We start from the raw sequence: 24,617 nt of genomic DNA, 5'->3' as shown, positions 1-24,617 counted from the left end.
CACCCGTGACCTGACGAGTAACACGATGGCTGATTTACCGATCGATGACCTCAACGTTGCCTCCAACGAGACCCTGATCACCCCCGATCAGCTGAAGAAAGAGATTCCCCTCAGCGCCAAGGCCCTGCAGACCGTGACTGCCGGCCGCGAAGTGGTGCGCAACATTCTCGACGGCAAGGACCATCGCCTGTTCGTCGTGATCGGCCCCTGTTCCATCCACGACATCAAGGCCGCCCACGAGTACGCCGAGCGCCTCAAGGTGCTGGCCGAAGAAGTCTCCGACACCCTCTACCTGGTCATGCGCGTGTACTTCGAGAAGCCGCGTACCACCGTAGGCTGGAAGGGCCTGATCAATGATCCGTACCTGGACGACTCGTTCAAGATCCAGGACGGCCTGCACATCGGCCGCCAACTGCTGCTGGACCTCGCGGAAAAAGGCCTGCCCACCGCCACCGAGGCCCTCGACCCGATCTCCCCGCAGTACCTGCAGGACCTGATCAGCTGGTCGGCCATCGGCGCACGCACCACCGAATCCCAGACCCACCGCGAAATGGCCTCGGGCCTGTCTTCGGCAGTCGGCTTCAAGAACGGTACCGACGGCGGCCTGACCGTGGCGATCAATGCCCTGCAGTCGGTGTCCAAGCCCCATCGCTTCCTGGGCATCAACCAGGAGGGCGGCGTGTCGATCGTCACCACCAAGGGTAACGCCTACGGCCACGTGGTACTGCGCGGTGGCAACGGCAAGCCCAACTACGACTCGGTCAGCGTTGCCCTGTGCGAACAGGACCTGGCCAAGGCCAGGATCAAGGCCAACATCATGGTCGACTGCAGCCACGCCAACTCCAACAAGGATCCGGCCCTGCAGCCACTGGTGATGGAGAACGTCGCCAACCAGATCCTCGAGGGCAACCAGTCGATCATCGGCCTGATGGTCGAAAGCCACCTGAACTGGGGCTGCCAGGCCATTCCGAAAAACCTCGAAGACCTGCAGTACGGGGTTTCGGTGACCGACGCCTGCATCGACTGGGCCGCCACCGAGAAAAGCCTGCGCAGCATGCACGCCAAGCTCAGGGACGTACTGCCCAAGCGCCAGCGCGGCTGATACGCACAGCAACGAAAACGCCGGGCAGATGCCCGGCGTTTTCGTTTGCAGGAAGGCGGATCAGGCCTTGGTCGAGTGGCGCTGCTGGCGCTCCATGTAGCGCTCGACGTAGGAGCACGACGCAATCACCGTGTAGCCCATCTGCTCGGCGTACTCCAGGGCCTTCTCGGTCAGGGCGGCGGCGATACCGCGGCCACGCAGGGCATTGGGGACGAAGGTGCGATAGATGTCCAGCGTCTGCTTGCCCAGGTCCATGTACGTCAGGTAGGCACGATGACCGTCCACGTTGGTCTCGAACTGATGACCGGCCTGGTCATGGTGGATGGTCAGCGCTTCACTCATCACTACTCCTCGCAGGTCTTCTGGCAGACCTTTGCCTTGACCGATGGTTTATCCGGCGCAGGATCCTCGAACGCCACTCATGCCCCTTGGACCTTGGCCCATCTGCAATCGTTCGACGCCCGGGACACCCAAATAGTAGGCGCGCGATGCGGGATTGCTCAAGGTGCACATGGCGAAAAACCATGAAAGCGGCGTGGGCAGCAGGTGTCGGCCGACACCAAACAGCCCGCCGGATGTTCTAGTGGTTAAGACGCCCGAAGACCCTGAAAGTCACCCTTAGTTCAACAAAAAGTTCCCTTTCCACAACCGCTTGCGTCCAGCCACCCGGGCGTTCACAGTTTCTTTACAAACCCCGCCACACGCGGGCCGTGGCAACATTTTTTTTGCAGTTCTTGCGCTCTGTCAGTTTACTTACTACAAGTAATGGGTACTATGTACGCCGGCCAGTTTCTCTTTTCCGAGAGATGGCTATTTAATAGAAAGTCCTTGAAGGGGAACACGATGAACAACGTTCTGAAATTCTCTGCTCTGGCTCTGGCCGCAGTTCTGGCTACCGGTTGCAGCAGCGTATCCAAAGAAACCGAAGCTCGTCTGACTGCGACTGAAGACGCAGCAGCTCGCGCTCAAGCCCGTGCTGACGAAGCCTACCGTAAGGCTGACGACGCTCTGGCAGCCGCTCAGAAGGCTCAGCAGACCGCTGACGAAGCCAACGAGCGCGCTCTGCGTATGCTGGACAAAGCCAGCCGCAAATAATAATCCTCACGGATTGTTATCGAGCCGACCCACTTGTGGGTCGGCTTTTTTATTGCCCGCAAACGCCCTGCCCCGCGTTTGAGCTGATGGCCAAAAGCAAAAGGCCTGCACGATGGCAGGCCTTGGCACTTGCACGGACAGCGGTTTACTGCAGTTCGGGCGGAATGCTCGAGACCATCGGCGCAGCGCCCTGGCCATTGACCGGCACGGCGATCTCGACCGGCATGCCATCTTCGGCTGCCACCACGTCACGCACCATGTCCCAGTTCATGCGCAGGTTGTTGGCCAGGTCTTCACGCTTGAGCAGCGCATTGATGACCGCAGTGTGCTTGTCGACCACCGACGGGTTGCCGTGGTCGTCCAGCGGGGTGTGCGCTTCGAGATAGACCTTGCCACCGCTCACGCCAAACTTGTACGGCTCGTTGATGATGCGCACCGGCGTGCCGACCGGAACCATCTTCGACAGTGCCACCACGTTGTTGTTGAGCATGCGGAAGCAGCCATGGCTGGTGCGCATGCCGATACCGAACTTCTTGTTCGAGCCGTGGATCAGGTAGCCCGGCAGGCCGAGCGTGAACTTGAACGGCCCCAGCGGGTTGTCCGGGCCTGCCGGCACCACGGTGGGCAGGATGTCGCCGTCGGCGGCATGTTCGGCGCGGATCGAGGCCGGCGGGGTCCAGGTCGGGTTCGGGGTCTTGGCGGTGACCTTGGTGTTGGCGATCGGCGAGCCCCAGCCTTCACGGCCGATGCCCAGCGGGAAGGTGTATACCACGCTCTCGCCTTTCGGGTAGTAGTAAAGGCGGTACTCGGCGAGGTTGATGACGATGCCCTCGCGCGGCCCCGGCGGCAGGATGTAGCGCGTGGGCAGGATGATCTCGGTACCGGCGCCCGGCAGCCAGGGGTCGACGCCCGGGTTGGCGGCGATCATCTCCAGGTAGCCCAGGTCGTTGGCGGTGCCGATGTCGGCGAAGGTGTCTTCGTACTTGGCCTTGATCGTCCGGACCTGGCCGACGACGTCTTCGCCGGGCGGTGGCAATGGCAGTTCCAGCGCGACGGCGGGACCGGTCAGCAGCAGGGCGGCCAGGGACAGGCAACGGGTGACGGCGGGAAAGCGCGGCAACATCCGGTAAATCCTTCGAAAGAGGGGTTCAAGACATACGATTGTACACCCGCCCGTCTACCAACGGGAGGCACCGGCAGGCGTTGCAAGCGTTTCAAATGATGAAAGGTGAGTTCAGAGTTCCGGCCACACCGGGCGGGTACCGCGACGCTGGGCATCGAGGATGGCCCGGCACAGCGGGCACAGGCGCTCGTCGCGGTATACTGCACGCTCGACCGACGACCAGCGCGGCTGCGCCGGCAGCAGGCCGCCGCACAGCGTGCGGTCGACCGGCGCGCCCAGTTCGAGCTGGCGCGCGGCAAGATGGACACGGACTTCCTGGCAGGCGAACAGGTCGAGCTGTTCATCGGGCTCGATCAGTTGATAGGCGTACAGGGACCAGGCGGGGCGCGGCATCGGGGGCACTCGAAACGGGGGGCGCAACATTAGCCGAAAGCGGCCCCCGATAAAAGCGTCAGAGCAAGGGTTTTATGGTCGGCCAGGCATTGTCGAGCAAGCGTTGCTGGGCACCCTGGGCCGGATGGATGCCATCGGCCTGCATCATTTCCGTCACCCCGCCGATGCCCTCGAGAAAGAACGGCACCAGCGCCACCTGCTTCTCGTGCGCCAGCTGCTCGTAGACCTGGGCGAACGCTGTGGTGTAGCGCACCCCGTAGTTCGGTGGCAGGCGCATGCCCAGCAACACCACCTTGGCCCCGGCCTCGCGGGAGCGGTCGATCATCGACGCAAGATTTTGTTGCAATTGCTGCGGAGGCTGCCCGCGCAGCCCGTCGTTGCCACCGAGTTCCAGTACCACCAGGTCGGGCTTGTGCGCTGCAAGCAGCGCCGGCAGCCGCGCCTGGCCGCCTGCACTGGTATCGCCGCTGATCGAGGCATTGACCACCTGGTCGGCGAAACCCTCGTCCTTCAGGCGCTGCTGCAGCAGTGTCACCCAACCCTGGCGGGTATCCAGGCCAAAACCGGCGCTGATACTATCGCCAACGACCAGCAATGTTCCCGCCGCCGCGCCCTGGGCCAGGCAACACAGGGCCAGACCGGCACTCAACCACCACATTCGCATCGGATTCTCCATGGGCCCCAGCATTCTCGTTGCGCAGAACCTTAGCAAAGTGGTCCCCAGCGCGGAAGGCGACCTCACCATCCTCCACCCGCTCTCCCTCGATCTCGACCAGGGCGACAGCCTGGCCATCGTCGGCGCCTCCGGCTCCGGCAAGTCGACCCTGCTCGGCCTGCTCGCCGGCCTCGACCGCCCCAGCGCCGGCAGCGTGGTGCTCGCCGGCCACGACCTCGGCCCGCTGGACGAAGACCAGCGCGCCCGGGTGCGGGCCGAGCACGTCGGCTTCGTGTTCCAGTCGTTCCAGCTGCTCGACAGCCTCAACGCCCTGGAAAACGTCATGCTGCCGCTGGAGCTCGACGGTCGCCGTGACGCCCGCGAACAGGCGCGCAACTTGCTGGAGCGCGTGGGCCTGGGCCAGCGCCTGAGCCATACCCCACGCCAGCTCTCCGGGGGCGAACAACAACGGGTGGCGATTGCCCGCGCCTTCGCCGCGCACCCGGCCGTGCTGTTCGCCGACGAACCCACCGGCAACCTCGACAGCCACACCGGCGAGCGCATCAGCGACTTGTTGTTCGAATTGAACAAGGAACGCGGCACCACCCTGGTGCTGGTGACCCATGACGAGCGGCTGGCCAAGCGCTGCCGTCGCCTGATCCGCCTGGACGCCGGACGCCTGGTGGCGCCCCTGGAGCCATGATGACCCGCCTGCCGTTCACGCGCCTGTGTGCCCTGGCCCTGCGCCAACTGCTGCGCGATGCCCGCGCCAGCGAAGTGCGGGTACTGTTCTTTGCCCTGCTGGTGGCGGTCGCCGCCAGCACCGCCATCGGTTACTTCGGCGCCCGCCTCAACGGCGCCATGCAACTGCGGGCCAGTGAATTCCTCGCCGCCGACCTGGTGCTGCAGGGCTCGTCCGCGGCGCAGCCGGCGCAGATCGACGCGGGCACCTCGCGCGGCCTGACCCACGCCCGCGCGGTGGAGTTCACCAGCGTGGTGGCCGCCGACGCCGGTATCCAGCTCTCGAGCATCAAGGCCGTCGACCCGGCCTACCCACTGCGCGGGCAACTGCGCAGCGCCGAAACCCCTTACGGCACTGAAACGCCCGGCGGCGGCCCTGCACCCGGCCAAGCCTGGGTCGAGCCGCGCCTGCTGGCGGCGTTGGGGCTCGCGCTGGGCGACAGCATCGACGTCGGCATGAAGACGCTGCGCATGACTCGCGTACTGACCTACGAACCGGACCGCGCCGGCAACTTCTACAGCCTCACCCCGCGGGTGCTGATGAACATCGCCGACCTGGACGCCACCGGGGTGATCCAGCCAGGCAGCCGGGTCACCTACCGCGACCTCTGGCGGGGCGAGCCCGATGCCCTGGCCCAGTACCGCCAGGCAGTGGAGAAGGACCTTGCCGCCAATCAGCGGCTGCTCGACACCCGCGACGGCAACCGCCAGATCGGCGGCGCACTGGGGCGCGCCGAACGCTACCTGAACATGGCCAGCCTGGTTGCGGTATTGCTGGCTGGGGTGGCCGTGGCGCTGTCGGCCAGCCGCTATGCCGCCCGTCGCCTGGACGCCAGCGCCCTGCTGCGCTGCCTGGGTTTGTCGCGCCACCAGGCGCTGGGCCTGTACTCGCTGCAACTGGCGATGCTGGGGCTGGTGGCGGCACTGGCCGGCGCCCTGCTTGGCTGGCTCGCGCAACTGGGGCTGTTCGCCCTGCTCGAAGGGCTGCTGCCGAGCACCGTGCCACCTGGCGGGATCGCCCCGGCGCTGGCCGGGATCGGCACCGGGCTGGTGGCGCTGGCCGGATTCGCCCTGCCGCCGCTGGCAGCGCTGGGCCGCGTGCCGCCCCTGCGCGTGCTGCGCCGCGACCTGCTGCCGGTGCCGCCGAGCAGTTGGCTGGTCTACGGCGCCGCGCTGTTCGCCCTGGGCCTGATCATGTGGCGGCTGAGCCTCGACCTGCTGCTGACCTTCGCCCTGCTGGGCGGCGGCCTGATCGCCGCACTGCTGCTCGGAGGCCTGCTGCTGCTCGGCCTGCGCAGCCTGCGCCGCCTGCTGGTGGGCTCACCGCTGCCGTGGCGCCTGGGGCTGGGCCAACTGCTGCGCCACCCGCTGGCCGCTGCCGGCCAGGCCCTGGCCTTCGGCCTGATCCTGCTGGCCATGGCGCTGGTCGCGTTGCTGCGCGCCGAACTGCTGGACAACTGGCAGGCACAGCTGCCCAAGGATGCGCCCAACCACTTCGCCCTGAACATCCTGCCAGACGAGCGCGAACCTTTTGCCCAGCGCCTGCGGGAGGTCAATGCCACCTCGGCACCGTTGTACCCGGTGATTCCCGGTCGCCTCACCCACATCAACGACCAGCCGGTGCAACAACTGGTGAGCAAGGAGTCTACCGGCGATCGCGCCGTACAGCGCGACCTGAGCCTGACCTGGGCCGCCGAACTGCCCCAGGGCAATGCCTTGAGCGAAGGCCAGTGGTGGCAGTCTGCGCCGCCAGCCGACGGGCCACCGGCGGTATCGGTAGAAGCGGAACTGGCCGCCAGCCTCAAGCTGAAGCTGGGCGACCTGCTGACCTTCGATATCGGCGGCGAGCACCGCCAGGCGCGGGTCAGCAGCCTGCGCAGCGTGCACTGGGACAGCTTCCAGCCGAACTTCTACATGATCTTCCAGCCCGGCACCTTGCAGGGCCTGCCGGCCACCTACCTGACCAGCTTCTACCTCGCACCCGGGCATGACACCGACGTCGTTGCCTTGTCCAGAGCGTTCCCGGCAGTGACCATCCTCCAGGTCGATGCGCTGCTGGGGCAACTGCGCAGCATCCTTGCCCAGGTCACCCTGGCGGTGGAGTACGTGCTGCTGTTCGTGCTCGCGGCGGGTCTTGCAGTGTTGTTCGCCGGCCTGCAGGCGACCCTGGACGAACGCATCCGCCAGGGCGCGTTACTGCGTGCCCTCGGTGCCGGCCGGGCGCTGCTGGTCAAGGCCCGGCGCATCGAGTTCGGCCTGCTCGGCGCGGCCAGCGGGCTGCTGGCTGCGCTGGGCTGCGAGCTGATCACCTGGGCGTTGTACCGCTATGCCTTCGACCTGCACTGGGCGCCGCACCCCTGGCTGCTGGCGCTGCCGTTGCTGGGGGCGATCCTGGTCGGCGGCGCCGGTGTGTTCGGCACCCGTCGAGCACTCAATGCGACGCCACTGAGCGTGCTGCGCGAGACCTGACCCGACGGCGCCAGCTCGCCGTGCCGACCAGCACGGTGAGCAGCACCATCGGCGCTCCCACCAGCGCGCCCAGTGCCGTCACATCCAGATGCGCCCAGTGACTGGCGAACAGGCCGTAGGCTGCACCACTGATCATCTGCACGAAGAAGAACTGCCCGGTAGACAACCCGATGTCCTGCTGCACACAGCGCAACAGCCCGGCCTGGGCCGCAGGAATGACCATGCCGGTGCTCAGCAGGATCGCCATCATCGGCACCACGAACGCTTGCGCCACCGGCCCTGCCAAGTGCAGCGCCAGCCACAGCCCCAGCCAGCCGGCAGTACCGACACCCGCGCCCACCGCCAGGATCAGTTCCAGGTCATGCCTGCGGCTCAGGCGTCGGGCGAGGAAACTGCCGGTGACATAACCCAGCGCACAGGTTGCGATCAGTGCGCCGTATTCGAATGGGCTGAAACCCAGCAGCACCTGGAAGGCATGGGACGATGAAGACAAAAAGCCGAAGTAGCTCATCCATACCAGGCTGATGCAGGCGGCATGAAAGACGAAGGCAGCGTTGCCCAGATTGCGCCCGTACACCCGCAACACCAGGCCTGGGGTAACGCCCTGCCCTGTGCCCGGCAGGCTGGGTACCAGACGCCAGAACAGCAGCAGCACGAGCAGGTTGAACAACCCCACCAGCCCCAGTATCCCGCGCCAGCCCAGCTGCGGCAGCAGTGCCCCGCCCAGCAACGGCGCCAGGCATGGGGTGACGGCAATGGCCGAGGCCAGGGTGGTGAGGATGCCCATTCGCTCGCGCTCGGCAAACACTTCGCGCACCACCAGGCGCGTCGTCACCGTGCCGACACAGCCGCCCAATGCCTGCAGCAGGCGGCCGATCATGAAGGGGGCGAACGAGGTCGCGCTGGCTGCAAGCCCGGTGCCGAACGCCGCCAGCAACAGACCGCCCAGTTGCACCGTCCGCGGGCCGAAGCGATCGCACAAGAGCCCGGCCAGCATCATCGACAGCGCATAGCCGAGCATGTACATCACCAGGGTGTTCTGCACCTGGTCCAGACCGACCTGCAACTGCTCGGCCAGTTGCGCCGAGGCCGGCACCATGATGCCAAGCCCGACCTGTGGCACCACTACGGCGGCCAGCAAGGCCGCAGACAATCCGCGCCGGGTCATGGCAGCACCCGCAAAAAAATGAAAAGCCCTCGGACAGGCGAACCCTGCCCCACCGCAACGCACATGATTCGATGTTCCTTTGAATGAAGGTCAACAAAGCCTGAAGACACGACGCAGAGGCCCTGCGTCATGCGATTGAGGTTAGGGACGGCGCTGCATAAGATGAAGGCCCATTAGGCCTTCCCGGGTATGGACCACTATGGCCAGAGGCAAACAAGCCATTGCCCTCGACCTCGCCCTGCCGTTCGAACTGTCCGCCGGCAGCGCCATCGGCAAGCACCGCCTGCTGCATGGTTTTCTCCAGGACCTGATGCTCGGCGGCCACCTGGCGCCCGGCAGCCTGCTGCCTTCGACCCGCACCCTGGCCCAGCGCTGGGGCGTGGCGCGCGGGACGCTGGAGGCGGTGTTCGAACAGCTCAAGCTGGAGGGTTTCATCGAGCGACGCCAGGGCGCAGGCTCGCAGGTCGCCCGGCAGTTGCCCGACACGCTGATCGCCGCCAGCACCGCCCCCGTGCCAGCACCTGCGCCTGGCCCCCTGGCCGACCCGCAGTCGGTGGAGGCACAGGTTCAGGCGCACGTGCCCTTCGTCGCCCGCGTTGCAGACCCCGCTCTGCTGGGGCAAGGCCTCTTCCCAATGCGCCTGGAAGGCCCGGACCTGCTCGAAAGCCTTCCCGCCCAGGGCGACCTGCGTCTGCGCCAGGCCATCGCCGCTCACCTGAGGCTCTACCGCGGCATCGATTGCGACGCCGACGATATCCTCGTGACCCACGGCATTCGCCACACCCTCGACCTGTTCAGCCGGGTACTGCCCAGGCACCTCGCAGTGGCCCTGGAAGACCCGGGCTACGCCTGGGCCAGGCGCATCTTCGAACGCTCGGGCCACAGGCTGTACAGCACGCCACTCGACGCCCAGGGTTTGCGGGTGGACCGCCTTGGCGACTGCCAGGCGCCCGGCGCCGTGCATGTGACCCCCGCCCACCAGGCCCCGCTGGGCATCTGCATGGGCGTCGAACGCCGCCAGGCCCTGCTCGACTGGGCCCAGGCCCAGGACGCGCTGATCATCGAGGACGACTACGACAGCGAGTACAACTATGCGAGCGCGCCGCTGCCGGCGATCAAGTCGATCGATCGCCATGACCGCGTGCTGTTCTGCGGCAGTTTCAACAAGACACTGTTCAGCAACCTGCGCCTGGGTTTCGCCGTGGTCCCGCGGCGGCTGCGCAGCGCCATGCTCGACACCTTGACGCTCTCCGGCCAGGCGCCCGGCGCCCTCGGCCAGCGGGCACTGCAGCAGATGCTCGACAACGGCCAGTATGCGCGACACCTGCGCATTGCCCGCCAGACCTACCAGCAGCGCCGCGACCTGCTGATCGAGCGGCTGCGCCGCGTCACCGAGGCGAGGATCAGCGGCGAACAGTCAGGGCTGCACTTCATGCTCTGGTTGCCGGCGGGCTGCGACGAAGGGCTTTTCTGTCAGCAGGCTCGTGAACACGGCCTGATGCTGCAGCCGCTTGGGCTGTTCAGCCGCGAACATGCCTGGCCGCCGGCGGTGCTGGTGGGTTACGCCTCGTTGACCGAGGCGCAGATCGCAGTGGCGGGTGACAAACTGGCGCGGCTGTACCAGGCAGCGGTTACTGGGCGCCGTAGTGAATGCGATTGATGTACCAGGTCGCTTCGCCGGTCGGCGTGTGCACCAGCACCTCGTCGCCCTCCTGTTTCTTCAGCAGCGCACGGGCCATGGGCGAGTCGATGGAAATGTAGTCGTTGCGACCGTAGATCTCGTCGTAGCCGACGATGCGAAACGTCAGCGTCTCGCCGTCATCGTTCTCGATCTCGACCCAGGCGCCGAAGAACACCTTGCCTTCCTGCTCCGGTGAATAGGCGACCACCTTCACGTCTTCGAGACGCTTGCGCAGGTAGCGGACACGGCGGTCGATCTCGCGCAGCAGCTTCTTGTTGTACTGGTAGTCGGCATTCTCGCTGCGATCCCCCAGCGACGCGGCCCAGGTCACCTTCTGAGTGATCTCGGGGCGATAGACGCGCCACAGGTGGTCGAGCTCCTTCTTCAGGGCCTCATGACCTTCGCTGGTGATGATGTTGGTACTCAAACCGCTCGCTCTCCTCGGTGCAGCCGCAGCAGGCACCTTGGGCCTGCCGGGTCACCGAGCTTAACCAAAAACACCCCGCTCAGCGACGAGTGATCAGGCCCTGGCGGGCGATGCGGGTCAACTGGCCGATGATTTCGCCGGCGTCCTCGCCGGTCGGAGCCTGGATCACCGCCAGATCGAAGCGATCGTTGGCGTACTGGGCAAGGTTGCAGGCCGCTTCGGTGAACTGGATGAGGAAGGCGCGGGCCTGGCCCTTGCGGCGGGAGAAACCGTCGAGATGGCGCAGGAGCGTGGGTTGATGCTGGCCACCGAGCAGGATGCGCGGGGTACGGGAGGCCTGGTCGGCAGGCAGTGGGGTCAGGCAGACACTGGTACGTGGGCAACTCATGGTGGTATCTCTGCGCCTCGCAAGTCCCGCTGGGCAGCGGTGGGAGGCGTCACCGAACCAGCGCTTTAGCGGTATTTCGGATTGCCCGGGGGCCTCTCCTGCGCCCCGCAAGTAGCTGTTTAAATCGGCGCAAGCGGTATCGTAGAGCGTCGAACGGCAAGCTGCAAGTGGCATTCACTTGCAGCTTGCCGCAGCGCGGTTGCAGTCAGATGTCAGCGGGCGATCAGGCGATCCAGCGACAGCCGCCCTGCCCCTTCGACCAGCACCGCCAGGGTGCCGGCCAGCAGCGCCAGGGCGAACTCGTAGCCGTTGTTGGACATGAACAGGCCGTTGCCGATGTGCACCGAGAAGATCGCCACCACCAGGGTCACGCTCAGTGCCAGCGCCGCAGGACGGGCCAGCAGACCGAGCACCAGGGCCAGGCCGCCGAAGAATTCGGCGCTGCCCGAGAGCAGGGCCATCAGGTAGCCCGGTGCCAGGCCGATGCTTTCCATCCACTGGCCAGTGCCTTCCAGGCCATAGCCGCCGAACAGGCCGAACAGTTTCTGCGAGCCATGGGCCATGAAGATCAGGCCGACCAGGATCCGGATGATGCTCAGGCCGAAACCGGCGCGGGTGGCGAACAGGGCGATGAGGGAGGGATTCATGTGGCGAACTTCCTTGAAGTGTTGGGTTGGGATGGGCGCCATCTTAATCAATCCATCAGATAAGAAAATCGCAAAAATCCCGCCAAACAAATCAACAAATTCGATCGATTATCGTTTTGCCACCCGCTCGAGCGTCGTGCGCTCGCGATTGAACGCCAGGAAGTACTTGTTGACGCTGTTGACGAAGTTCACTGGCCCCATGCCCACCTGCTCCATGGCGATGCGCTCGGTCTGGAAGAACCACTGGTTGCCGTTCAAGCCGCGCCGGCGCGCCTCGGCACGCATGGCCTGGACCCGCTCCGGGCCCAGGTTGTAGGCGGCGAGGATGAAGGCCATGCGTTCACGCTCGTTGAGCTGCGGGCTGGCGAAGAACTTGCGACGGATCAGCGCCAGGTAGCGCGCGCTGGCCTGGACATTGCCATCGACCGTGGCCGTGTTGCTCACCCCCACCCGTTGCGCGGCCGACGGGGTGATCTGCATCAGCCCGTGGGCGCCGCCGGTGCCACGGGCCTTGGGGTCGAGGGTCGACTCCTTGAACGCCAGCGCAGCGAGGTTCAGCCAGTCGATCTGCTGGTCGGCTGCATGCTTCTGCAGCACGGCACGCACCGACTCCAGGCGCTGGCGATCCTGGCGGGCCAGCGGGTTGTGCACGCGGTACTGGCGTCGATAGATGCGCTCGAAGGCGGCGTCCTGGTTGTCCGGTGCCCGGTAGCCGGCCAGAAAGCGGTCGACGCTGGCCAGCAGCTGCCCGGCATCCTTGCGCACGTACCAGCGCATCGCCTGCGGCTGGGCCAGGCGCAACTGGGTGTCCAGGCGCAACTTGGGCATCACCCGCGCCCAGCGCTGGGCGATGGGGCGCTCCACCACGGTCAGGTGATAGATACCGGCCTGGACCATCTCCAGCACATCCTCTATCGCCAGGGTCGGATCGACCCATTCGATCTTCACCAGCGGGCGCTTGCGCAGCGCCAGTTGCTGGTTGATCTGCTCGATCACCGCACCTGCCGCACTGGCCGTGGTCAGCGCGATGGTGCGTCCGGACAGTTGCTCGACCCGATTGAACGCCCGCTCCCCCTTGCGCCCGACCAGCAGCAGCGGCACCTGGTCGAGCACCGGGGCACTGACCCCGACGCCCTGCACCAGCCCGGCATCGAGCAATTCACCGGGGGCGGCAAGATCGCCCTCGCCGCGCTGCAGCGCACCGATCAGTTGCTCCTTGGCACGCGGCACGATCTGCAGGTCGATCTCCTGGCCATCGGCAACCCTGGCGTTGAGAAAGTGCTCCAGCGCCCGCAAGCGGTAGTACTCGACGCCGACCGGCTCACCCTTGACCTCGCCGGAGCTGTTGCGGCTCTGGTTGACCAGCACCCGCAACACCTTGCTGGCGCGGATCTGCGGCAGATCGCGGGTCTGGCTCGCAGGTACGTGCTGCAAGGGGCCGGCTTCGCGGGCGATGGCGGGGGTTGCGGCGATCAGCCCGAGCACCAGCAGGGTCGTCAGCAGGGTTCGCAGCATGAAAAGGGTCCGGAAGCGGTTGACGGTAACCACACACCGGAGGTGGCGTGTGACAAATGACGGCAAGAGACCATGGCAAACGTTTGAAGTTCTTGGATTTTTCGCGAACTTGCGGTTTTTGCTATGCTGGCCGCCCCGCGGCACGAGGTAGCACCATGCAACTGATCGATATCGGCGTCAACCTGACCAACAGCAGCTTCCACGACCAGCAGGCGGCAATCGTCGAACGCGCGCTGGACGCTGGCGTGGTGCAGATGGTGCTGACCGGCACCAGCCTTGGCGTCAGCGAGGACGCCCTTGCGTTGTGCCAGCGCCTGGATGAAGGTGGCCAGCACCTGTTCAGCACCGCCGGCGTGCACCCGCACGATGCCAGCAGTTGGCAATCGGCCAACGAGGCTGCCCTGCGCGACCTGCTGACCCAGCCCCGAGTGCTCGCCGTGGGCGAGTGCGGGCTGGACTTCAACCGCGACTTCTCCCCGCGCCCAGACCAGGAAAAGGCCCTCGAGGCCCAACTGGCCCTGGCCGTGGCACTGCAATTGCCGGTGTTCCTGCACGAACGTGACGCCAGCGATCGACTACTGGCGATCCTCAAGGACTACCGCGACCAACTGCCGGCCGCCGTGGTGCACTGCTTCACCGGCGAGCGCCAGGCGCTGTTCGCCTATCTCGACCTCGACCTGCACATCGGCATCACCGGCTGGATCTGCGACGAGCGACGTGGGACGCACTTGCACCCGCTGGTAGGCAATATCCCCAAGGGCCGACTGATGCTCGAAAGCGATGCGCCCTACTTGCTACCGCGCAGCCTGCGGCCAAAACCGAAGAGCGGACGCAACGAACCGGCGTTCCTGCTTGAAGTGCTGCGCGAAGTCGCCCTGCACCGGGGCGAAAGCCTCGAAGAATGCGCCCGGCACACGACGGCCACGGCCAGGGATTTCTTCAAGCTCCCTTGACCCATGTCATGAAGGCTTAGCGCGTGAGCGGACACAATGATGGCACCTTGCCAATAATGTTTCCGCTCAACTCAGAGAAGACCTACCATGGGTGCCTGGCTTAGCAATATTTCCCTGAAGTACAAGTTCTGGGCCGTCAATGCGGTGGCCTTCGTCACCACCTTGTTGCTGGTGCTCTACGCCGTCTACCTCGAACAGCAGGCCCGTGTCGAAGCGGCCCAGGCGCAGGCCGTGGCCCAGGCCGAACTGCTGGCGCAATGGCCCGCCACGCAAGCCGTCCCTCGCCTGCCACACATGATCACCTGGCAGGATGGCCAGACCCCGAGCTTTGCCGGTGAGCCGCTCGACGCCCTGCGCGAGGGCCAGGGCTGGATAACCCTGCCGGCGGCCTGGCTGCTGGGCAGCGACCCGCTGCGCGGCGCCCAGGTGCTGCGCCACGGCAACCAGCACATTGCCGTGCTGGCCCAGGCACCGAGCCTGCGCCAGGTGTTCATCGAGCGCTTCAGCAACTATGCGGTGTGCGTGCTGATCCTGATGCTGGCGATGCTCGGCGCCTCGCAGCTGTTGATCCGCTTCCTGCTCAGCCAACTCAACACCCTCAAGGATGTGATGCTGCACGTGGAGCGGACTGGCGACCTGTCGGCCCGCGTGCCACTGGCCTGCGGCGACGAGGTCGGGCAAATGGCCGGTGCGTTCAACGCCATGCAGACCACCTACCACCGGGTGGTCAGCACCGTGGCCCACACCGCTGCCCAGCTCGACTCGGGGGCCGCGCGCCTGGCGGCAAGCATGGACGAAGTGCGCCACGGCATGATCGGCCAGCAGAGCGAGACCGACCAGGCCGCCACGGCGATCAACGAGATGTCTGCCACAGTGCATCACATCGCCCAGCACGCCGGCGCCACCCGCGACCTGTCGCAGAGCGCCGACAGCCTTGCCGGCAGCGGCCAGGAGGTGGTCAGCCGGGTGCAGGACTCGATTGCCGGGCTGTCCACCGGCGTGCAGCAGACCGCCGAGATGATCCGCCAGCTGGCCGACGACAGCCAGAAGATCAACGGCGTGGTCGGGGTGATTCACAGCATCGCCGAGCAGACCAACCTGCTCGCCCTCAATGCCGCCATCGAAGCCGCCCGCGCCGGCGACCTGGGTCGCGGTTTCGCCGTGGTCGCCGACGAGGTGCGCAACCTGGCCAAGCGCGTGCAGAACTCCACCAACGAGATCACCACCATGGTTTCCGCGCTGCAGGACGGCACCCGTGACGCCGTGGAATACATGCAGGAGAGCTCGTACAAGGCCGACGACTGTGTCAGGCAGGCTCGCGAAGCCGGGGATGCACTGGCCGAGATCACCAGCGCGGTGGCGCAGATGCGCGAAAGCAACACACAGATCGCCGTGGCCGCCGAGCAGCAGAGCCAGGTCGCCGAAGAGATGAACCGCGCAGTGGTGAGTATCCGCGACGTCACCGAGCAAACCGTTCAGCAGACCGTGGGGTCGGCCACCACCAGCAACGAGCTGGCGACCCTGGCCGGCGAGCTGAACAAGGCCATCGGCCAGCTCAAGCTATAGTCGCCATTGACAGCCTCGATTGGCCCCCGCCCGGGGGCCGCACTAAGCTTTGCACATGACCGAGAGGAATCGTCCATGAGCAAACGTCTGCCGAACCTGCCCGCCTGGCAATGGCGCGGCTATCACCACAATCACCGGCACCCGGCCAACCTGGTGCTGCACCTGATCGCCGTACCGCTGTTCATCCTCGGCGCCCTGCTGGTGCTCTCGGGCCTGTTCTCGCTGGATATCACCCAACTGGCCGTGGGCGTGATCGCCCTGATCGCCGGGCTTGGCCTGCAGCGTCAGGGGCATCGACTGGAAGCCGAGCAGCCTGAACCGTTCAGCGACCGGCAGGACGCAGTGAAACGCCTACTGACCGAACAGTTCATCACCTTCCCGCGTTTCGTTCTGAGCGGTGGCTGGTGGCGGGCTTGGCGCGAGCGCCACAAGCACCGGCCCTGACGGCCTCAGGCAAATACCGTCACGGTCTGGCGGCTCAGCGCCAGCAAGTCCCCCTTGGCCGACCACAACCCCGCCGCTGCGTGCCCGTACCCATCGCGGGCGTGCTCGGTTTCGACACAGTACTGGCACCAATCCAGCGTGGTCAGGTCGGCCATCGGCTGAACGAACTCGATGGTCCAGGTCAGCGTACTGCCTGCCGCCGGCTGCCTGAGGAAAGGCATCAGGCTCGGCGGCCAGGCATCGACCAACGCCAGCAGATGCGTGACGTCCAGCGGTTGTTCCGGCACATCGCGCAGACGCACCCAGCCACCCATCAGCCGTGACTGGTTGCCACTGAAGGGCAGGCCACCGACAGCCCAGCGCAAGGCCACATGGCGCATGAATTCAGGCGTGACGCCGGGGATGTGCGGCAACTCCGGTTCTGAATCGTCCAGGGCCTTCAGCTCGGGCGCAGGCTTGGCCTGCACCTGCACCACCGATGAACGCCCGGCGCCAAAGCTACCCTGCACCAGCGTCACCACCTGCCCATCCTGTATCGCCCGCCCCAGCAAGGTGCTCACCGCCTTGCCCTCGCGCAGCACCTCGACTTCGAAGCGGATCGGCACATCCGGCGCCGCCGGGCCGACAAAGCTGATCGCCAGCGAGCGCACCGGGCGCCCGTCACTGATCTTCTGACGCATCGTCTCGTACACCAGCGCCGCCATCAGGCCACCAAACGAGGCGCGGCCCTGGGCCCAGCCAGGCGGAATACAGACCGATGCAGGGTTGCTGCGCACGGCCTCGAGCAGTTGGTTGAAAGTCATGGGAATCCTTGGCCTCTGTCTGCAACGGGGGACAAGGCGCATGGTAACCAGCGGGCTGCACCAGGGCAGCCCGCATATCGGTCATTTGCAGGGGTTATCGGCGCGACAGGGCCTTGCGCAGCGCTTCCAGGGTGATGTCGGCCTGGCCTTCGGCTCGCTGCAGCTCGGCTTCCCAGGCGTGCTTGCACGGCGCCAGGTCGGCTTGCGACGGCACCTGCAGCAGCCACTGCAGGCGGTCGTGCCAGTCGCCCAGGTCGCCCTGGGCCTTCTTCAGCAGGCGCTGCAGCTTCTTGCAGGCATGGCCGAGCTGCGGATAGGCCTCATCACCGTAACGCACGCGCTTGATCAGCAAGCGCAGGCGATGACGATCGTGGGCCGGGTCGTCGATGGCCGCTTCCAGCTTGCGCCACTGCTTGTGCAGGCGCTTGTCGATACGCGCATCGAGGTCGTGGGCCAGGCCTTCACGGTGGGAGGCGCGCAGGAACAATGGGAAGGAATCGAGAATCGCCAGCACACGTGTCAGCTGCGCGCTTACGGCGACGCCGGCGAAAGTCGCCGCCCTGCCCTGCAGCCGGCGCTGGCCGGCTTCTTCGTAACCGGCCTGGATCAGTTGCGCGGCCAGCACCTCGCGGTCACGCAAGGGGGTGGTCAGAGTACCGAGCGACTTCGCCGCCTCCTCCAGTTGCCCGACACCGGGTAGATCGCGCAGGGGCCGCAACAGGCTGCGCAGGCGTCGCAGGCTGGTGCGCAGGTCATGCAGGGCTTCGCTGTCGGTGTCGGCAGCGAGCCGCTCCCGACAGGCCAGCAGACGCACCTGCAGGCCGAGCACCTGGGCTATTACATGATCGAGCATCGCGGACATTTCACCCTCCTTGGTCAACGACCGGCGCGCGATTCACGGATATAGAAACGCGCGCGCTCGGCCTTGCTGCTGCAACCTTCGAACGCTTCGAACTGCTGCTGGGTCTTGGCGCCGGTCAGCAACGACAGCGCCTTGGAATAGCTCACGGTGCCGGCGAATCCTTCAGCCTTGGCGAGGTCGAGTTCCTTCCATGCGGCATCCAGCTGGGTCGCGCAGCTGTCGCGGTAGGCCGTCTTGCCTGCGCAGCCCGCCAGGGCCAGGGCAATCAGGGGAAGGCAGATCCAGGCTTTCATCGGGTATTACCTCAAGAAGGGAAAACAGTCGCTGATTCGACGAGCGGCAACGGGAAAAGTGCCATCCTCAGGGTAGCCCAGCGCGCTCCGACATTGAAGCACAGGCCTCGATGGGTGCATTGTTGCAGCAAGCGCGAAATACCCTGGGGGAAAAGTATGAGCAAGCGTGTCGCACTGGTGCTGGGTTCGGGCGGTGCCCGGGGGTATGCGCACATTGGCGTGATCGAGGAAATCGAGCGGCGCGGCTATGAGATCGCCTGCATCGCCGGCTGCTCGATGGGCGCGGTGATCGGTGGCATCTATGCGGCCGGCAAGCTGGACGAATACCGGCGCTGGATCGAAAGCCTGGACTACCTCGACGTGCTGCGCCTGGTGGATGTGAGCTTCCGCCTGGGGGCCATCCGCGGCGACAAGGTGTTCGGGCAGATCCGCAAGATCGTCGGCGAAATCAACATCGAGCAGTTGCGCATCCCCTACACCGCCGTTGCGACCGACCTCACCAACCAGCAGGAGATCTGGTTCCAGGAAGGCTGCCTGCACCAGGCCATGCGCGCCTCGGCAGCCATCCCCAGCCTGTTCACCCCGGTGATGCAGGGCAACCGCATGCTGGTCGATGGCGGCATCCTCAACCCCTTGCCGATCGTTCCTGTGGTGTCGAGCCACTGCGACATGATCATCGCGGTCAACCTCAACGCCACCAACCAGAAGCAGTACCAGCTACCGGTGATCGAACGCCCGGCGGCGTTCAGGATGCGCTTCGAGTCGGTGATCAGTTCACTGGGTTCGCGCATGCCGTTTCGTCGCAAGCCGGCCGAGCAGCTGATGCGTATCGAGCAGGAAATCGTTGCCGAACGCATGAGCCAGAGCAACCCCTGGCTGGCCGAACCGGCCGACCCCGAGAGCCAGCAGCCCGCTGCGGCGCCGGAGCGCGAGGGTGCGCCGAAGTCGGCGACCGGCTCGTTCATCGTCGACAACGTCGGGCCGGCGTCATTGCTCGACCTGATCAACCAGAGCTTCGAGGTGATGCAGACTTCGCTGGCGCAGTACAAGATCGCCGGGTATCCGCCGGATGTGCTGATCAACGTTCCCAAGCGGGTGTGCCGGTTCTTCGAGTTCTACAAGGCACCGGAGCTGATCGCGCTAGGGCGGGAGATTGCCCGCGACACGCTGGACAGCCATGAAGGAGAGCGGCGTTAGGCAGGGGCATCGGTGGTGACTTCTTCGCGGGCAAGCCTGCTCCCGCTGGGAGTTGGCTGGCGAAAAAGACCTGGAGATATGTCGGAAACGAAACAGGCCGCATGAGCGGCCTGTTTCGTCACGATCACAGCACTCAGTAGCGAGTGATGTCAGCGCTGGCTTCCAGTTGCTTGCGCAAGGCCGCGAAGTCCTGCTGGCCGGCACGCGAAGCGAGGTAGCGGCGAATCTGCACCTTCTCTTCGTCGGAGGCGGCAGCGCCTTCGTTGACGCCCTTGAGCTGCAGCACCACCAGGCTACCGTCGCCCAGGACCACGCTGGAGTACACCGGCTTGTCCTTGGACTCGGGCTTGGTCATGCGGAACGCCGCCTGCAGTTCAGCCGGGTCGATGCCTTCCTGGCTGCGGGTCACCGCTTCCTGCACCTTCCACTTCTGCCCTTCTTGATCGGCACCCTTGGCGACCGAACCGTCGCGCAGGCCAGCGATCAGCTTGTCAGCCTTGACCTTGAGTTCGGCAGTCGCCTTCTCCTTGGCCAGGTGCTCGCTGATGTTCTTCGAGACGGTCTCGAGCGCCAGTTGCTCAGGCTTGCGGTGCTCCTTGACGCGCAGTACCACCACGGTCTCGGGGTCCAGCTCCAGTGCGGTGCTGTTGGCCCCTTCGTCCATGACTTCCTCGCTGAACGCGGCCTGGATCACCGAACGGTTGGCGGTGATGCCTTCGCCACCTTCGCGACCGAACGGTGCCGAGGTCTGCACCTTCAGGCCCAGTTCCTGGGCAGGCTGCGCCAGGTCGGAGGCTTCGAAGGCGGAGTCTTCCAGCTGCTTGGTGACTTCGACGAACTTCTGCTCCACCTGCTGGGTTTTCAGCTCGTGGGTCAGCTTGTCCTTCAGGCTGGCGAAGGTCGGTACCTCAGGGGCCTCGACGCCCAGCAGCTTGATCAGGTGATAGCCGTACTCGGTACGCACCGGTGCCGAGACCTGGTCCTTGTTCAGCTTGTACAGGGCATCCTCGAAGGCCGGGTCGTAGACGCCGGGCCCTGCGAAGCCCAGGTCGCCGCCACTGGCAGCCGAACCCGGATCCTGGGAGAACTCCTTGGCCAGCTTGGCGAAGTCTTCACCCTTGGCCAGGCGCTGCTGGATTTCCTCGATGCGGGCCTTGGCCTGCGCATCGTCGGTCTTGCCGTTGACTTCGATCAGGATGTGCGCGGCACGACGCTGTTCGGCGAGGTTGGCGATTTCCTTCTCGTACAGGGCCTTGAGCTCGTCTTCGTTGACCGACACCTGGTCGAAGAACGACGCTTTCTTCAGCTCGATGTAATCGATGACCACCTGGTCGGGGGTCATGAATTCCTTGGCGTGCTGGTCGTAGTGGGCCTTGATCTCTTCGTCGCTCACCTTGACTGCCGCCGGGTTGGCCTTGAAGGTCAGCGAAGCGAAGTCACGGGTCTGGTTTTCCAGACGGGCGAAAGCGTCGACCTGTTTGTCGGTGACGAAGCTGCTGCCGGCCAGGCCCGTGCGCAGTTGGCCAATGAGCATTTCCTGGGCGAGCATCTCGCGGAATTGCATGCGGCCGTAGCCCATCTGGCGAATGACGGCATCGAAGCGCTCGGCGCTGAACTTGCCGTCGACCTGGAATTCCGGAGTCTGCAGGATCAGCTGATCCAGCGCGGCCTCGGAGAATGCGAACTTGGCGTCTTCGGCGCCCTGCAACAGCAGCTTGCGATCGATCAGCCCCTTGAGCGCGGCTTCACGCAGCATCTTCTCGTCCAGCATTGCCGGATCGAAATCCTTGCCCAGCTGTTGCATCAGCTGGCGGCGCTGCATGTCGACGGCCTGGCTCAGCTCGTTCTGGCTGATGGTCTGGCCGTTGACCTTGGCGGCATCCTGGCTATGGGTGGCGGCCTGGAAGATGGCCTCGAACCCGGTCAGTGCCATCAGCACGACGATGAGGCCAATGATGGTCTTGGCAATCCAACCCTGTGAATTGTCCCTGATATTCTGCAGCATGCGTCCCCCAGAAACGGTCGTACCACTGCATCGACAACCGCGGAGAGTGGGTAGAATCCTGATAAAAGAAAGGCGCATCCGAGGATGCGCCTTTTCTTAGCAAACGTGGCAGGCGGGAACGTTTGCGGCCCCCGCCGCTACGTGCTCGGACCTGGCCAGGCCGGGTCCGGCTGAAAGAGACGACTTAGTTGACGGCGTCTTTCAGGCCTTTGCCAGCTTTGAAGCCTGGAACCTTGGCAGCAGCGATCTTGATCGCCTTGCCGGTTTGCGGGTTACGGCCGGTGCGCTCTGCACGCTCCTTGACGGAGAAGGTACCGAAGCCAACCAGAACGACGTCGTCGCCTGCTTTCAGGGCGCCGGTCACGGAGTCGATCACAGCGTCCAGAGCCTTGCCGGCGGCAGCCTTGGAAATGTCAGCCGATACAGCGATAGCGTCAATCAGTTCCGACTTGTTCACTCTAAGTCCCCTTATATCTCTATTGAGTTTGTTTCTAAGTATGTAATGAAGCTTATGAAACGATCATTGGGAGGCCTGTTGACACTGGCGTGCCGCTTTATAGCAAGGCCCCGAAAAATCTGTCAACCAACGGCCCCCAATGAGATACGAACTAGTGCGTGCTAATTCTTTCCTTAGCATCGCCGTCGCGCTTCTCTTCTTTCGCGACAATCTCCGGAGCCACATCTGGCAAGGGCTCCGGGGCGTATTGCAGCGCAATTTGCAGGACCTCGTCAATCCATTTAACCGGTTTGATCTGCAGATCCTGTTTTATATTTTCAGGAATCTCCTTGAGGTCACGCACATTTTCCTCGGGAATGATCACCGTCTTGATCCCGCCACGGTGCGCTGCCAGCAGTTTTTCCTTCAGCCCGCCGATGGCCAGCACCTGCCCGCGCAGGGTGATCTCGCCGGTCATCGCCACGTCGGCGCGTACCGGAATCTGCGTCAGGGCCGAGACCAGCGCGGTGCACATGCCGATACCGGCGCTCGGGCCATCCTTGGGCGTGGCGCCCTCGGGCATGTGGATGTGCACGTCGTGCTTCTCGTGGAAGTCGGCGGCGATCCCCAGGCTGCGCGCGCGGCTGCGCACCACGGTTTGCGCGGCGGTGATCGACTCGACCATGACGTCGCCGAGCGACCCGGTCTTGATCAACTGGCCCTTGCCCGGAATGACCACCGCCTCGATGGTCAGCAGCTCGCCGCCCACCTGGGTCCAGGCAAGGCCGGTAACCTGGCCGATCTGGTCCTGGGTCTCGGCCAGGCCGTAGCGGAACTTGCGCACGCCCAGCAGGTGCTCGAGCTGCTCGCCGGTGACCTTGACCTTCACCTGTTTCTGGCCAGCGTGCTCCTTGACCACCTTGCGGCAGACCTTGGCGATCTGGCGCTCCAGGCCACGCACACCGGCTTCGCGGGTGTAGTAGCGGATGATGTCGCGGATCGCCGTGACATCGACTTCCAGCTCGTCTTTCTTCAGGCCGTTGGCCTTGACCTGCTTGGGCACCAGGTACTTGACCGCGATGTTGACCTTCTCGTCCTCGGTGTAGCCCGGCAGGCGGATGATTTCCATCCGGTCGAGCAGCGCCGGCGGGATGTTCATCGAGTTCGAGGTGCACAGGAACATCACGTCCGAGAGGTCGTAGTCGACTTCCAGGTAGTGATCGTTGAAGTTGTGGTTCTGTTCGGGGTCGAGCACCTCGAGCAGCGCCGAAGCCGGATCGCCACGCATGTCGCTGCCCATCTTGTCGATCTCGTCGAGCAGGAACAGTGGGTTGCGCACGCCGACCTTGGTCATCTTCTGGATCAGGCGACCCGGCATCGAACCGATGTAGGTGCGCCGGTGGCCGCGGATCTCGGCCTCGTCACGCACGCCACCGAGGGCCATGCGCACGAACTTGCGGTTGGTGGCCGCGGCGATCGACTCGGCCAGCGAGGTCTTGCCCACGCCGGGTGGACCGACCAGGCACAGCACCGGGCCGCGAATCTTCTTCACGCGCTTCTGCACGGCGAGGTATTCGAGGATGCGCTCTTTCACCTCTTCCAGGCCGTAGTGGTCCGAATCGAGGATTTCCTCGGCCTTGGCCAGATCCAGGCGCACCTTGCTCTGGGCTTTCCAGGGCACCTGCACGAGCCAGTCGAGGTAGGAGCGGACCACGGTGGCCTCGGCCGACATCGGCGACATCTGCTTGAGCTTGTTCAGCTCGGCCTGGGCCTTGGTCAACGCATCCTTCGGCAGGCCGGCGGCATCGATGCGCTTTTTCAGCTCCTCGACTTCGTTGTGCCCTTCGTCGCCGTCGCCCAGTTCTTTCTGAATGGCCTTCATCTGCTCATTCAGGTAGTACTCGCGCTGGCTGCGCTCCATCTGCTTCTTGACCCGACCACGGATACGCTTCTCGACCTGCAGCAGGTCGATTTCGGCGTCCAGCAGCGCCAGCACGTGCTCGACACGTGCCGACAGCTCGATGATCTCGAGGATTTCCTGCTTCTGCTCGATCTTCAGCGCCATGTGCGCGGCCATGGTGTCGACCAGACGACCCGGCTCCTCGATGCTGTTGAGCGACGACAGGACCTCGGCAGGCACCTTCTTGCCCAACTGCACGTACTGCTCGAATTGCGAGAGCAGGCTGCGCACGAACACTTCGGACTCGCGCTCGGCGGCATCGACTTCGTCGATCAGGCTGACTTCGGCACGGACGTGGCCATCGACGTCGCTGAAACGCTCGACCGCACCGCGCTGCTCGCCCTCGACCAGCACCTTGACGGTGCCATCGGGCAGCTTGAGCAGTTGCAGGACGGTGGCAACGGTACCGACACGGTACAGGGCGTCTTCGCCCGGATCATCGTCGGCGGGGTTTTTCTGGGCGAGCAGGAGAATCTGCTTTTCGCCCGTCATCGCAGCTTCGAGCGCTTCGATGGACTTCTCGCGCCCCACGAACAGTGGGATGACCATGTGCGGATAGACGACGACATCGCGCAATGGCAAAAGAGGCAAGTCGAGGGTGGTCTTCATGATTTCGCCTCTACAGCGGCCCTGTGGCCGGAAACCGGTGGAAATAGTGCTTGGGGCTAATGTGGGGGCAGGTCTGCAAAATTAC

Annotated in this window: 24 protein-coding genes; 9 read left to right on the top strand and 15 right to left on the bottom strand. The window is 64.9% G+C overall.

What is annotated here, in order from left to right; translation table 11 throughout:
* Positions 1-25 precede the first annotated feature (25 nt).
* On the top strand, positions 26-1,102 hold the full coding sequence (locus AC1TXO_RS09705; RefSeq protein WP_486406100.1) for a 3-deoxy-7-phosphoheptulonate synthase: 1,077 nt from the start codon (positions 26-28) through the stop codon (positions 1,100-1,102).
* Between the two features lie 60 nt (positions 1,103-1,162).
* On the opposite strand, the gene AC1TXO_RS09700 is transcribed toward AC1TXO_RS09705, so the two are convergent.
* Entirely contained in the window at positions 1,163-1,444 is a 282-nt protein-coding gene (locus AC1TXO_RS09700) for a GNAT family N-acetyltransferase (RefSeq protein ID WP_486406099.1), read from the bottom strand.
* Between the two features lie 501 nt (positions 1,445-1,945).
* Here AC1TXO_RS09700 and oprI point away from each other — a divergent pair.
* Positions 1,946-2,197, top strand: coding sequence for an outer membrane lipoprotei OprI (oprI, locus tag AC1TXO_RS09695; protein ID WP_003259780.1), 252 nt, complete (start codon positions 1,946-1,948; stop codon positions 2,195-2,197).
* Between the two features lie 145 nt (positions 2,198-2,342).
* On the opposite strand, the gene AC1TXO_RS09690 is transcribed toward oprI, so the two are convergent.
* From AC1TXO_RS09690 to AC1TXO_RS09680, 3 genes are all read right to left on the bottom strand, one after another.
* Entirely contained in the window at positions 2,343-3,320 is a 978-nt protein-coding gene (locus tag AC1TXO_RS09690; RefSeq protein WP_486406098.1) for a L,D-transpeptidase family protein, read from the bottom strand.
* Between the two features lie 111 nt (positions 3,321-3,431).
* Positions 3,432-3,713 (bottom strand): hypothetical protein, encoded by a 282-nt coding sequence (locus tag AC1TXO_RS09685; RefSeq protein ID WP_054895440.1) that lies wholly within the window; start codon positions 3,711-3,713, stop codon positions 3,432-3,434.
* A 58-nt stretch (positions 3,714-3,771) separates the two neighbouring features.
* Positions 3,772-4,377: an arylesterase gene (locus AC1TXO_RS09680; RefSeq protein WP_486406097.1), complete on the bottom strand. Its 606-nt coding sequence runs from the start codon at positions 4,375-4,377 to the stop codon at positions 3,772-3,774.
* 10 nt (positions 4,378-4,387) lie between these two features.
* Here AC1TXO_RS09680 and AC1TXO_RS09675 point away from each other — a divergent pair, with 10 nt between their 5' ends.
* On the top strand, positions 4,388-5,071 hold the full coding sequence (locus AC1TXO_RS09675) for an ABC transporter ATP-binding protein (protein WP_486406096.1): 684 nt from the start codon (positions 4,388-4,390) through the stop codon (positions 5,069-5,071).
* On the top strand, positions 5,071-7,578 hold the full coding sequence (locus AC1TXO_RS09670) for an ABC transporter permease (RefSeq protein ID WP_486406095.1): 2,508 nt from the start codon (positions 5,071-5,073) through the stop codon (positions 7,576-7,578). The genes AC1TXO_RS09675 and AC1TXO_RS09670 overlap by 1 nt, the downstream gene beginning before the upstream one ends.
* Here AC1TXO_RS09670 and AC1TXO_RS09665 read toward each other — a convergent pair.
* Positions 7,541-8,746 carry an MFS transporter gene (locus tag AC1TXO_RS09665; protein WP_486406094.1) on the bottom strand — a complete coding sequence of 402 codons (1,206 nt, stop codon included), beginning with the start codon at positions 8,744-8,746 and terminating at the stop codon, positions 7,541-7,543. The two genes, AC1TXO_RS09670 and AC1TXO_RS09665, sit on opposite strands and share 38 nt — an antisense overlap.
* Positions 8,747-8,945: 199 nt before the next feature.
* On the opposite strand from AC1TXO_RS09665, the gene pdxR reads away from it, so the two are divergent.
* A complete protein-coding gene (pdxR, locus tag AC1TXO_RS09660) occupies positions 8,946-10,406 on the top strand; it encodes a MocR-like pyridoxine biosynthesis transcription factor PdxR (RefSeq protein ID WP_486406093.1) in 1,461 nt (486 codons plus the stop codon).
* Here pdxR and greB read toward each other — a convergent pair.
* From greB to AC1TXO_RS09640, 4 genes are all read right to left on the bottom strand, one after another.
* On the bottom strand, positions 10,378-10,854 hold the full coding sequence (gene greB, locus AC1TXO_RS09655; RefSeq protein ID WP_486406092.1) for a transcription elongation factor GreB: 477 nt from the start codon (positions 10,852-10,854) through the stop codon (positions 10,378-10,380). The two genes, pdxR and greB, sit on opposite strands and share 29 nt — an antisense overlap.
* A gap of 79 nt (positions 10,855-10,933) precedes the next feature.
* Complete coding sequence (locus tag AC1TXO_RS09650) at positions 10,934-11,242, bottom strand: hypothetical protein (RefSeq protein ID WP_486406091.1); 309 nt, start codon at positions 11,240-11,242, stop codon at positions 10,934-10,936.
* Between the two features lie 212 nt (positions 11,243-11,454).
* The gene (locus tag AC1TXO_RS09645) at positions 11,455-11,889 is read right to left on the bottom strand and encodes a DoxX family protein (RefSeq protein ID WP_486406090.1); all 435 of its coding nucleotides are present in this window, start codon (positions 11,887-11,889) and stop codon (positions 11,455-11,457) included.
* A 108-nt stretch (positions 11,890-11,997) separates the two neighbouring features.
* Entirely contained in the window at positions 11,998-13,404 is a 1,407-nt protein-coding gene (locus tag AC1TXO_RS09640) for an MltF family protein (protein ID WP_486406089.1), read from the bottom strand.
* 155 nt (positions 13,405-13,559) lie between these two features.
* On the opposite strand from AC1TXO_RS09640, the gene AC1TXO_RS09635 reads away from it, so the two are divergent.
* The 3 genes from AC1TXO_RS09635 (at position 13,560) to AC1TXO_RS09625 (ending at position 16,367) form a co-directional block, all read left to right on the top strand.
* The gene (locus AC1TXO_RS09635) at positions 13,560-14,357 is read left to right on the top strand and encodes a TatD family hydrolase (protein WP_486406088.1); all 798 of its coding nucleotides are present in this window, start codon (positions 13,560-13,562) and stop codon (positions 14,355-14,357) included.
* An 87-nt stretch (positions 14,358-14,444) separates the two neighbouring features.
* The gene (locus AC1TXO_RS09630; RefSeq protein ID WP_486406087.1) at positions 14,445-15,923 is read left to right on the top strand and encodes a methyl-accepting chemotaxis protein; all 1,479 of its coding nucleotides are present in this window, start codon (positions 14,445-14,447) and stop codon (positions 15,921-15,923) included.
* A gap of 75 nt (positions 15,924-15,998) precedes the next feature.
* Positions 15,999-16,367: an Mpo1-like protein gene (locus AC1TXO_RS09625; protein ID WP_486406086.1), complete on the top strand. Its 369-nt coding sequence runs from the start codon at positions 15,999-16,001 to the stop codon at positions 16,365-16,367.
* A 5-nt stretch (positions 16,368-16,372) separates the two neighbouring features.
* Here AC1TXO_RS09625 and AC1TXO_RS09620 read toward each other — a convergent pair whose 3' ends face one another.
* The 3 genes from AC1TXO_RS09620 to AC1TXO_RS09610 form a co-directional block, all read right to left on the bottom strand.
* Entirely contained in the window at positions 16,373-17,170 is a 798-nt protein-coding gene (locus AC1TXO_RS09620) for an acyl-CoA thioesterase (RefSeq protein ID WP_486406085.1), read from the bottom strand.
* A 94-nt stretch (positions 17,171-17,264) separates the two neighbouring features.
* A complete protein-coding gene (locus tag AC1TXO_RS09615) occupies positions 17,265-18,032 on the bottom strand; it encodes a CHAD domain-containing protein (protein ID WP_486406084.1) in 768 nt (255 codons plus the stop codon).
* A gap of 14 nt (positions 18,033-18,046) precedes the next feature.
* Positions 18,047-18,325 carry a hypothetical protein gene (locus AC1TXO_RS09610; protein ID WP_054892384.1) on the bottom strand — a complete coding sequence of 93 codons (279 nt, stop codon included), beginning with the start codon at positions 18,323-18,325 and terminating at the stop codon, positions 18,047-18,049.
* A 156-nt stretch (positions 18,326-18,481) separates the two neighbouring features.
* On the opposite strand from AC1TXO_RS09610, the gene AC1TXO_RS09605 reads away from it, so the two are divergent.
* Positions 18,482-19,522, top strand: a complete 1,041-nt coding sequence (locus AC1TXO_RS09605; RefSeq protein ID WP_486406083.1) for a patatin-like phospholipase family protein — start codon at positions 18,482-18,484, stop codon at positions 19,520-19,522.
* Between the two features lie 133 nt (positions 19,523-19,655).
* Here the strand turns inward: AC1TXO_RS09605 and AC1TXO_RS09600 are convergent, their stop codons facing one another.
* The 3 genes from AC1TXO_RS09600 to lon all read right to left on the bottom strand — a co-directional run bounded on the left by AC1TXO_RS09600 (position 19,656) and on the right by lon (position 24,532).
* The gene (locus AC1TXO_RS09600) at positions 19,656-21,527 is read right to left on the bottom strand and encodes a SurA N-terminal domain-containing protein (RefSeq protein ID WP_486406082.1); all 1,872 of its coding nucleotides are present in this window, start codon (positions 21,525-21,527) and stop codon (positions 19,656-19,658) included.
* Between the two features lie 184 nt (positions 21,528-21,711).
* Entirely contained in the window at positions 21,712-21,984 is a 273-nt protein-coding gene (gene hupB, locus AC1TXO_RS09595; RefSeq protein ID WP_054883552.1) for a nucleoid-associated protein HU-beta, read from the bottom strand.
* A gap of 151 nt (positions 21,985-22,135) precedes the next feature.
* Positions 22,136-24,532: an endopeptidase La gene (gene lon, locus AC1TXO_RS09590; protein ID WP_486406081.1), complete on the bottom strand. Its 2,397-nt coding sequence runs from the start codon at positions 24,530-24,532 to the stop codon at positions 22,136-22,138.
* Positions 24,533-24,617: the final 85 nt, after the last annotated feature.

This window comes from Pseudomonas sp. FA117 (assembly GCF_057370475.1).
This window is presented reverse-complemented; position numbering and strand designations above follow the sequence as displayed.

Coding starts and splice junctions, on each gene's coding strand:
- AC1TXO_RS09650 (WP_486406091.1), bottom strand. CDS start 11,242: ATGAGTTGCCCACGTACCAGTGTCTGCCTGACCCCACTGCCTGCCGAC.
- AC1TXO_RS09620 (WP_486406085.1), bottom strand. CDS start 17,170: ATGACTTTCAACCAACTGCTCGAGGCCGTGCGCAGCAACCCTGCATCG.
- AC1TXO_RS09690 (WP_486406098.1), bottom strand. CDS start 3,320: ATGTTGCCGCGCTTTCCCGCCGTCACCCGTTGCCTGTCCCTGGCCGCC.
- oprI (WP_003259780.1), top strand. CDS start 1,946: ATGAACAACGTTCTGAAATTCTCTGCTCTGGCTCTGGCCGCAGTTCTG.
- AC1TXO_RS09615 (WP_486406084.1), bottom strand. CDS start 18,032: ATGTCCGCGATGCTCGATCATGTAATAGCCCAGGTGCTCGGCCTGCAG.
- pdxR (WP_486406093.1), top strand. CDS start 8,946: ATGGCCAGAGGCAAACAAGCCATTGCCCTCGACCTCGCCCTGCCGTTC.
- AC1TXO_RS09640 (WP_486406089.1), bottom strand. CDS start 13,404: ATGCTGCGAACCCTGCTGACGACCCTGCTGGTGCTCGGGCTGATCGCC.
- AC1TXO_RS09670 (WP_486406095.1), top strand. CDS start 5,071: ATGACCCGCCTGCCGTTCACGCGCCTGTGTGCCCTGGCCCTGCGCCAA.
- AC1TXO_RS09630 (WP_486406087.1), top strand. CDS start 14,445: ATGGGTGCCTGGCTTAGCAATATTTCCCTGAAGTACAAGTTCTGGGCC.
- AC1TXO_RS09680 (WP_486406097.1), bottom strand. CDS start 4,377: ATGCGAATGTGGTGGTTGAGTGCCGGTCTGGCCCTGTGTTGCCTGGCC.
- AC1TXO_RS09605 (WP_486406083.1), top strand. CDS start 18,482: ATGAGCAAGCGTGTCGCACTGGTGCTGGGTTCGGGCGGTGCCCGGGGG.
- AC1TXO_RS09700 (WP_486406099.1), bottom strand. CDS start 1,444: ATGAGTGAAGCGCTGACCATCCACCATGACCAGGCCGGTCATCAGTTC.
- AC1TXO_RS09625 (WP_486406086.1), top strand. CDS start 15,999: ATGAGCAAACGTCTGCCGAACCTGCCCGCCTGGCAATGGCGCGGCTAT.
- AC1TXO_RS09600 (WP_486406082.1), bottom strand. CDS start 21,527: ATGCTGCAGAATATCAGGGACAATTCACAGGGTTGGATTGCCAAGACC.
- AC1TXO_RS09635 (WP_486406088.1), top strand. CDS start 13,560: ATGCAACTGATCGATATCGGCGTCAACCTGACCAACAGCAGCTTCCAC.
- AC1TXO_RS09685 (WP_054895440.1), bottom strand. CDS start 3,713: ATGCCGCGCCCCGCCTGGTCCCTGTACGCCTATCAACTGATCGAGCCC.
- AC1TXO_RS09645 (WP_486406090.1), bottom strand. CDS start 11,889: ATGAATCCCTCCCTCATCGCCCTGTTCGCCACCCGCGCCGGTTTCGGC.
- AC1TXO_RS09665 (WP_486406094.1), bottom strand. CDS start 8,746: ATGACCCGGCGCGGATTGTCTGCGGCCTTGCTGGCCGCCGTAGTGGTG.
- lon (WP_486406081.1), bottom strand. CDS start 24,532: ATGAAGACCACCCTCGACTTGCCTCTTTTGCCATTGCGCGATGTCGTC.
- AC1TXO_RS09705 (WP_486406100.1), top strand. CDS start 26: ATGGCTGATTTACCGATCGATGACCTCAACGTTGCCTCCAACGAGACC.
- AC1TXO_RS09610 (WP_054892384.1), bottom strand. CDS start 18,325: ATGAAAGCCTGGATCTGCCTTCCCCTGATTGCCCTGGCCCTGGCGGGC.
- AC1TXO_RS09675 (WP_486406096.1), top strand. CDS start 4,388: ATGGGCCCCAGCATTCTCGTTGCGCAGAACCTTAGCAAAGTGGTCCCC.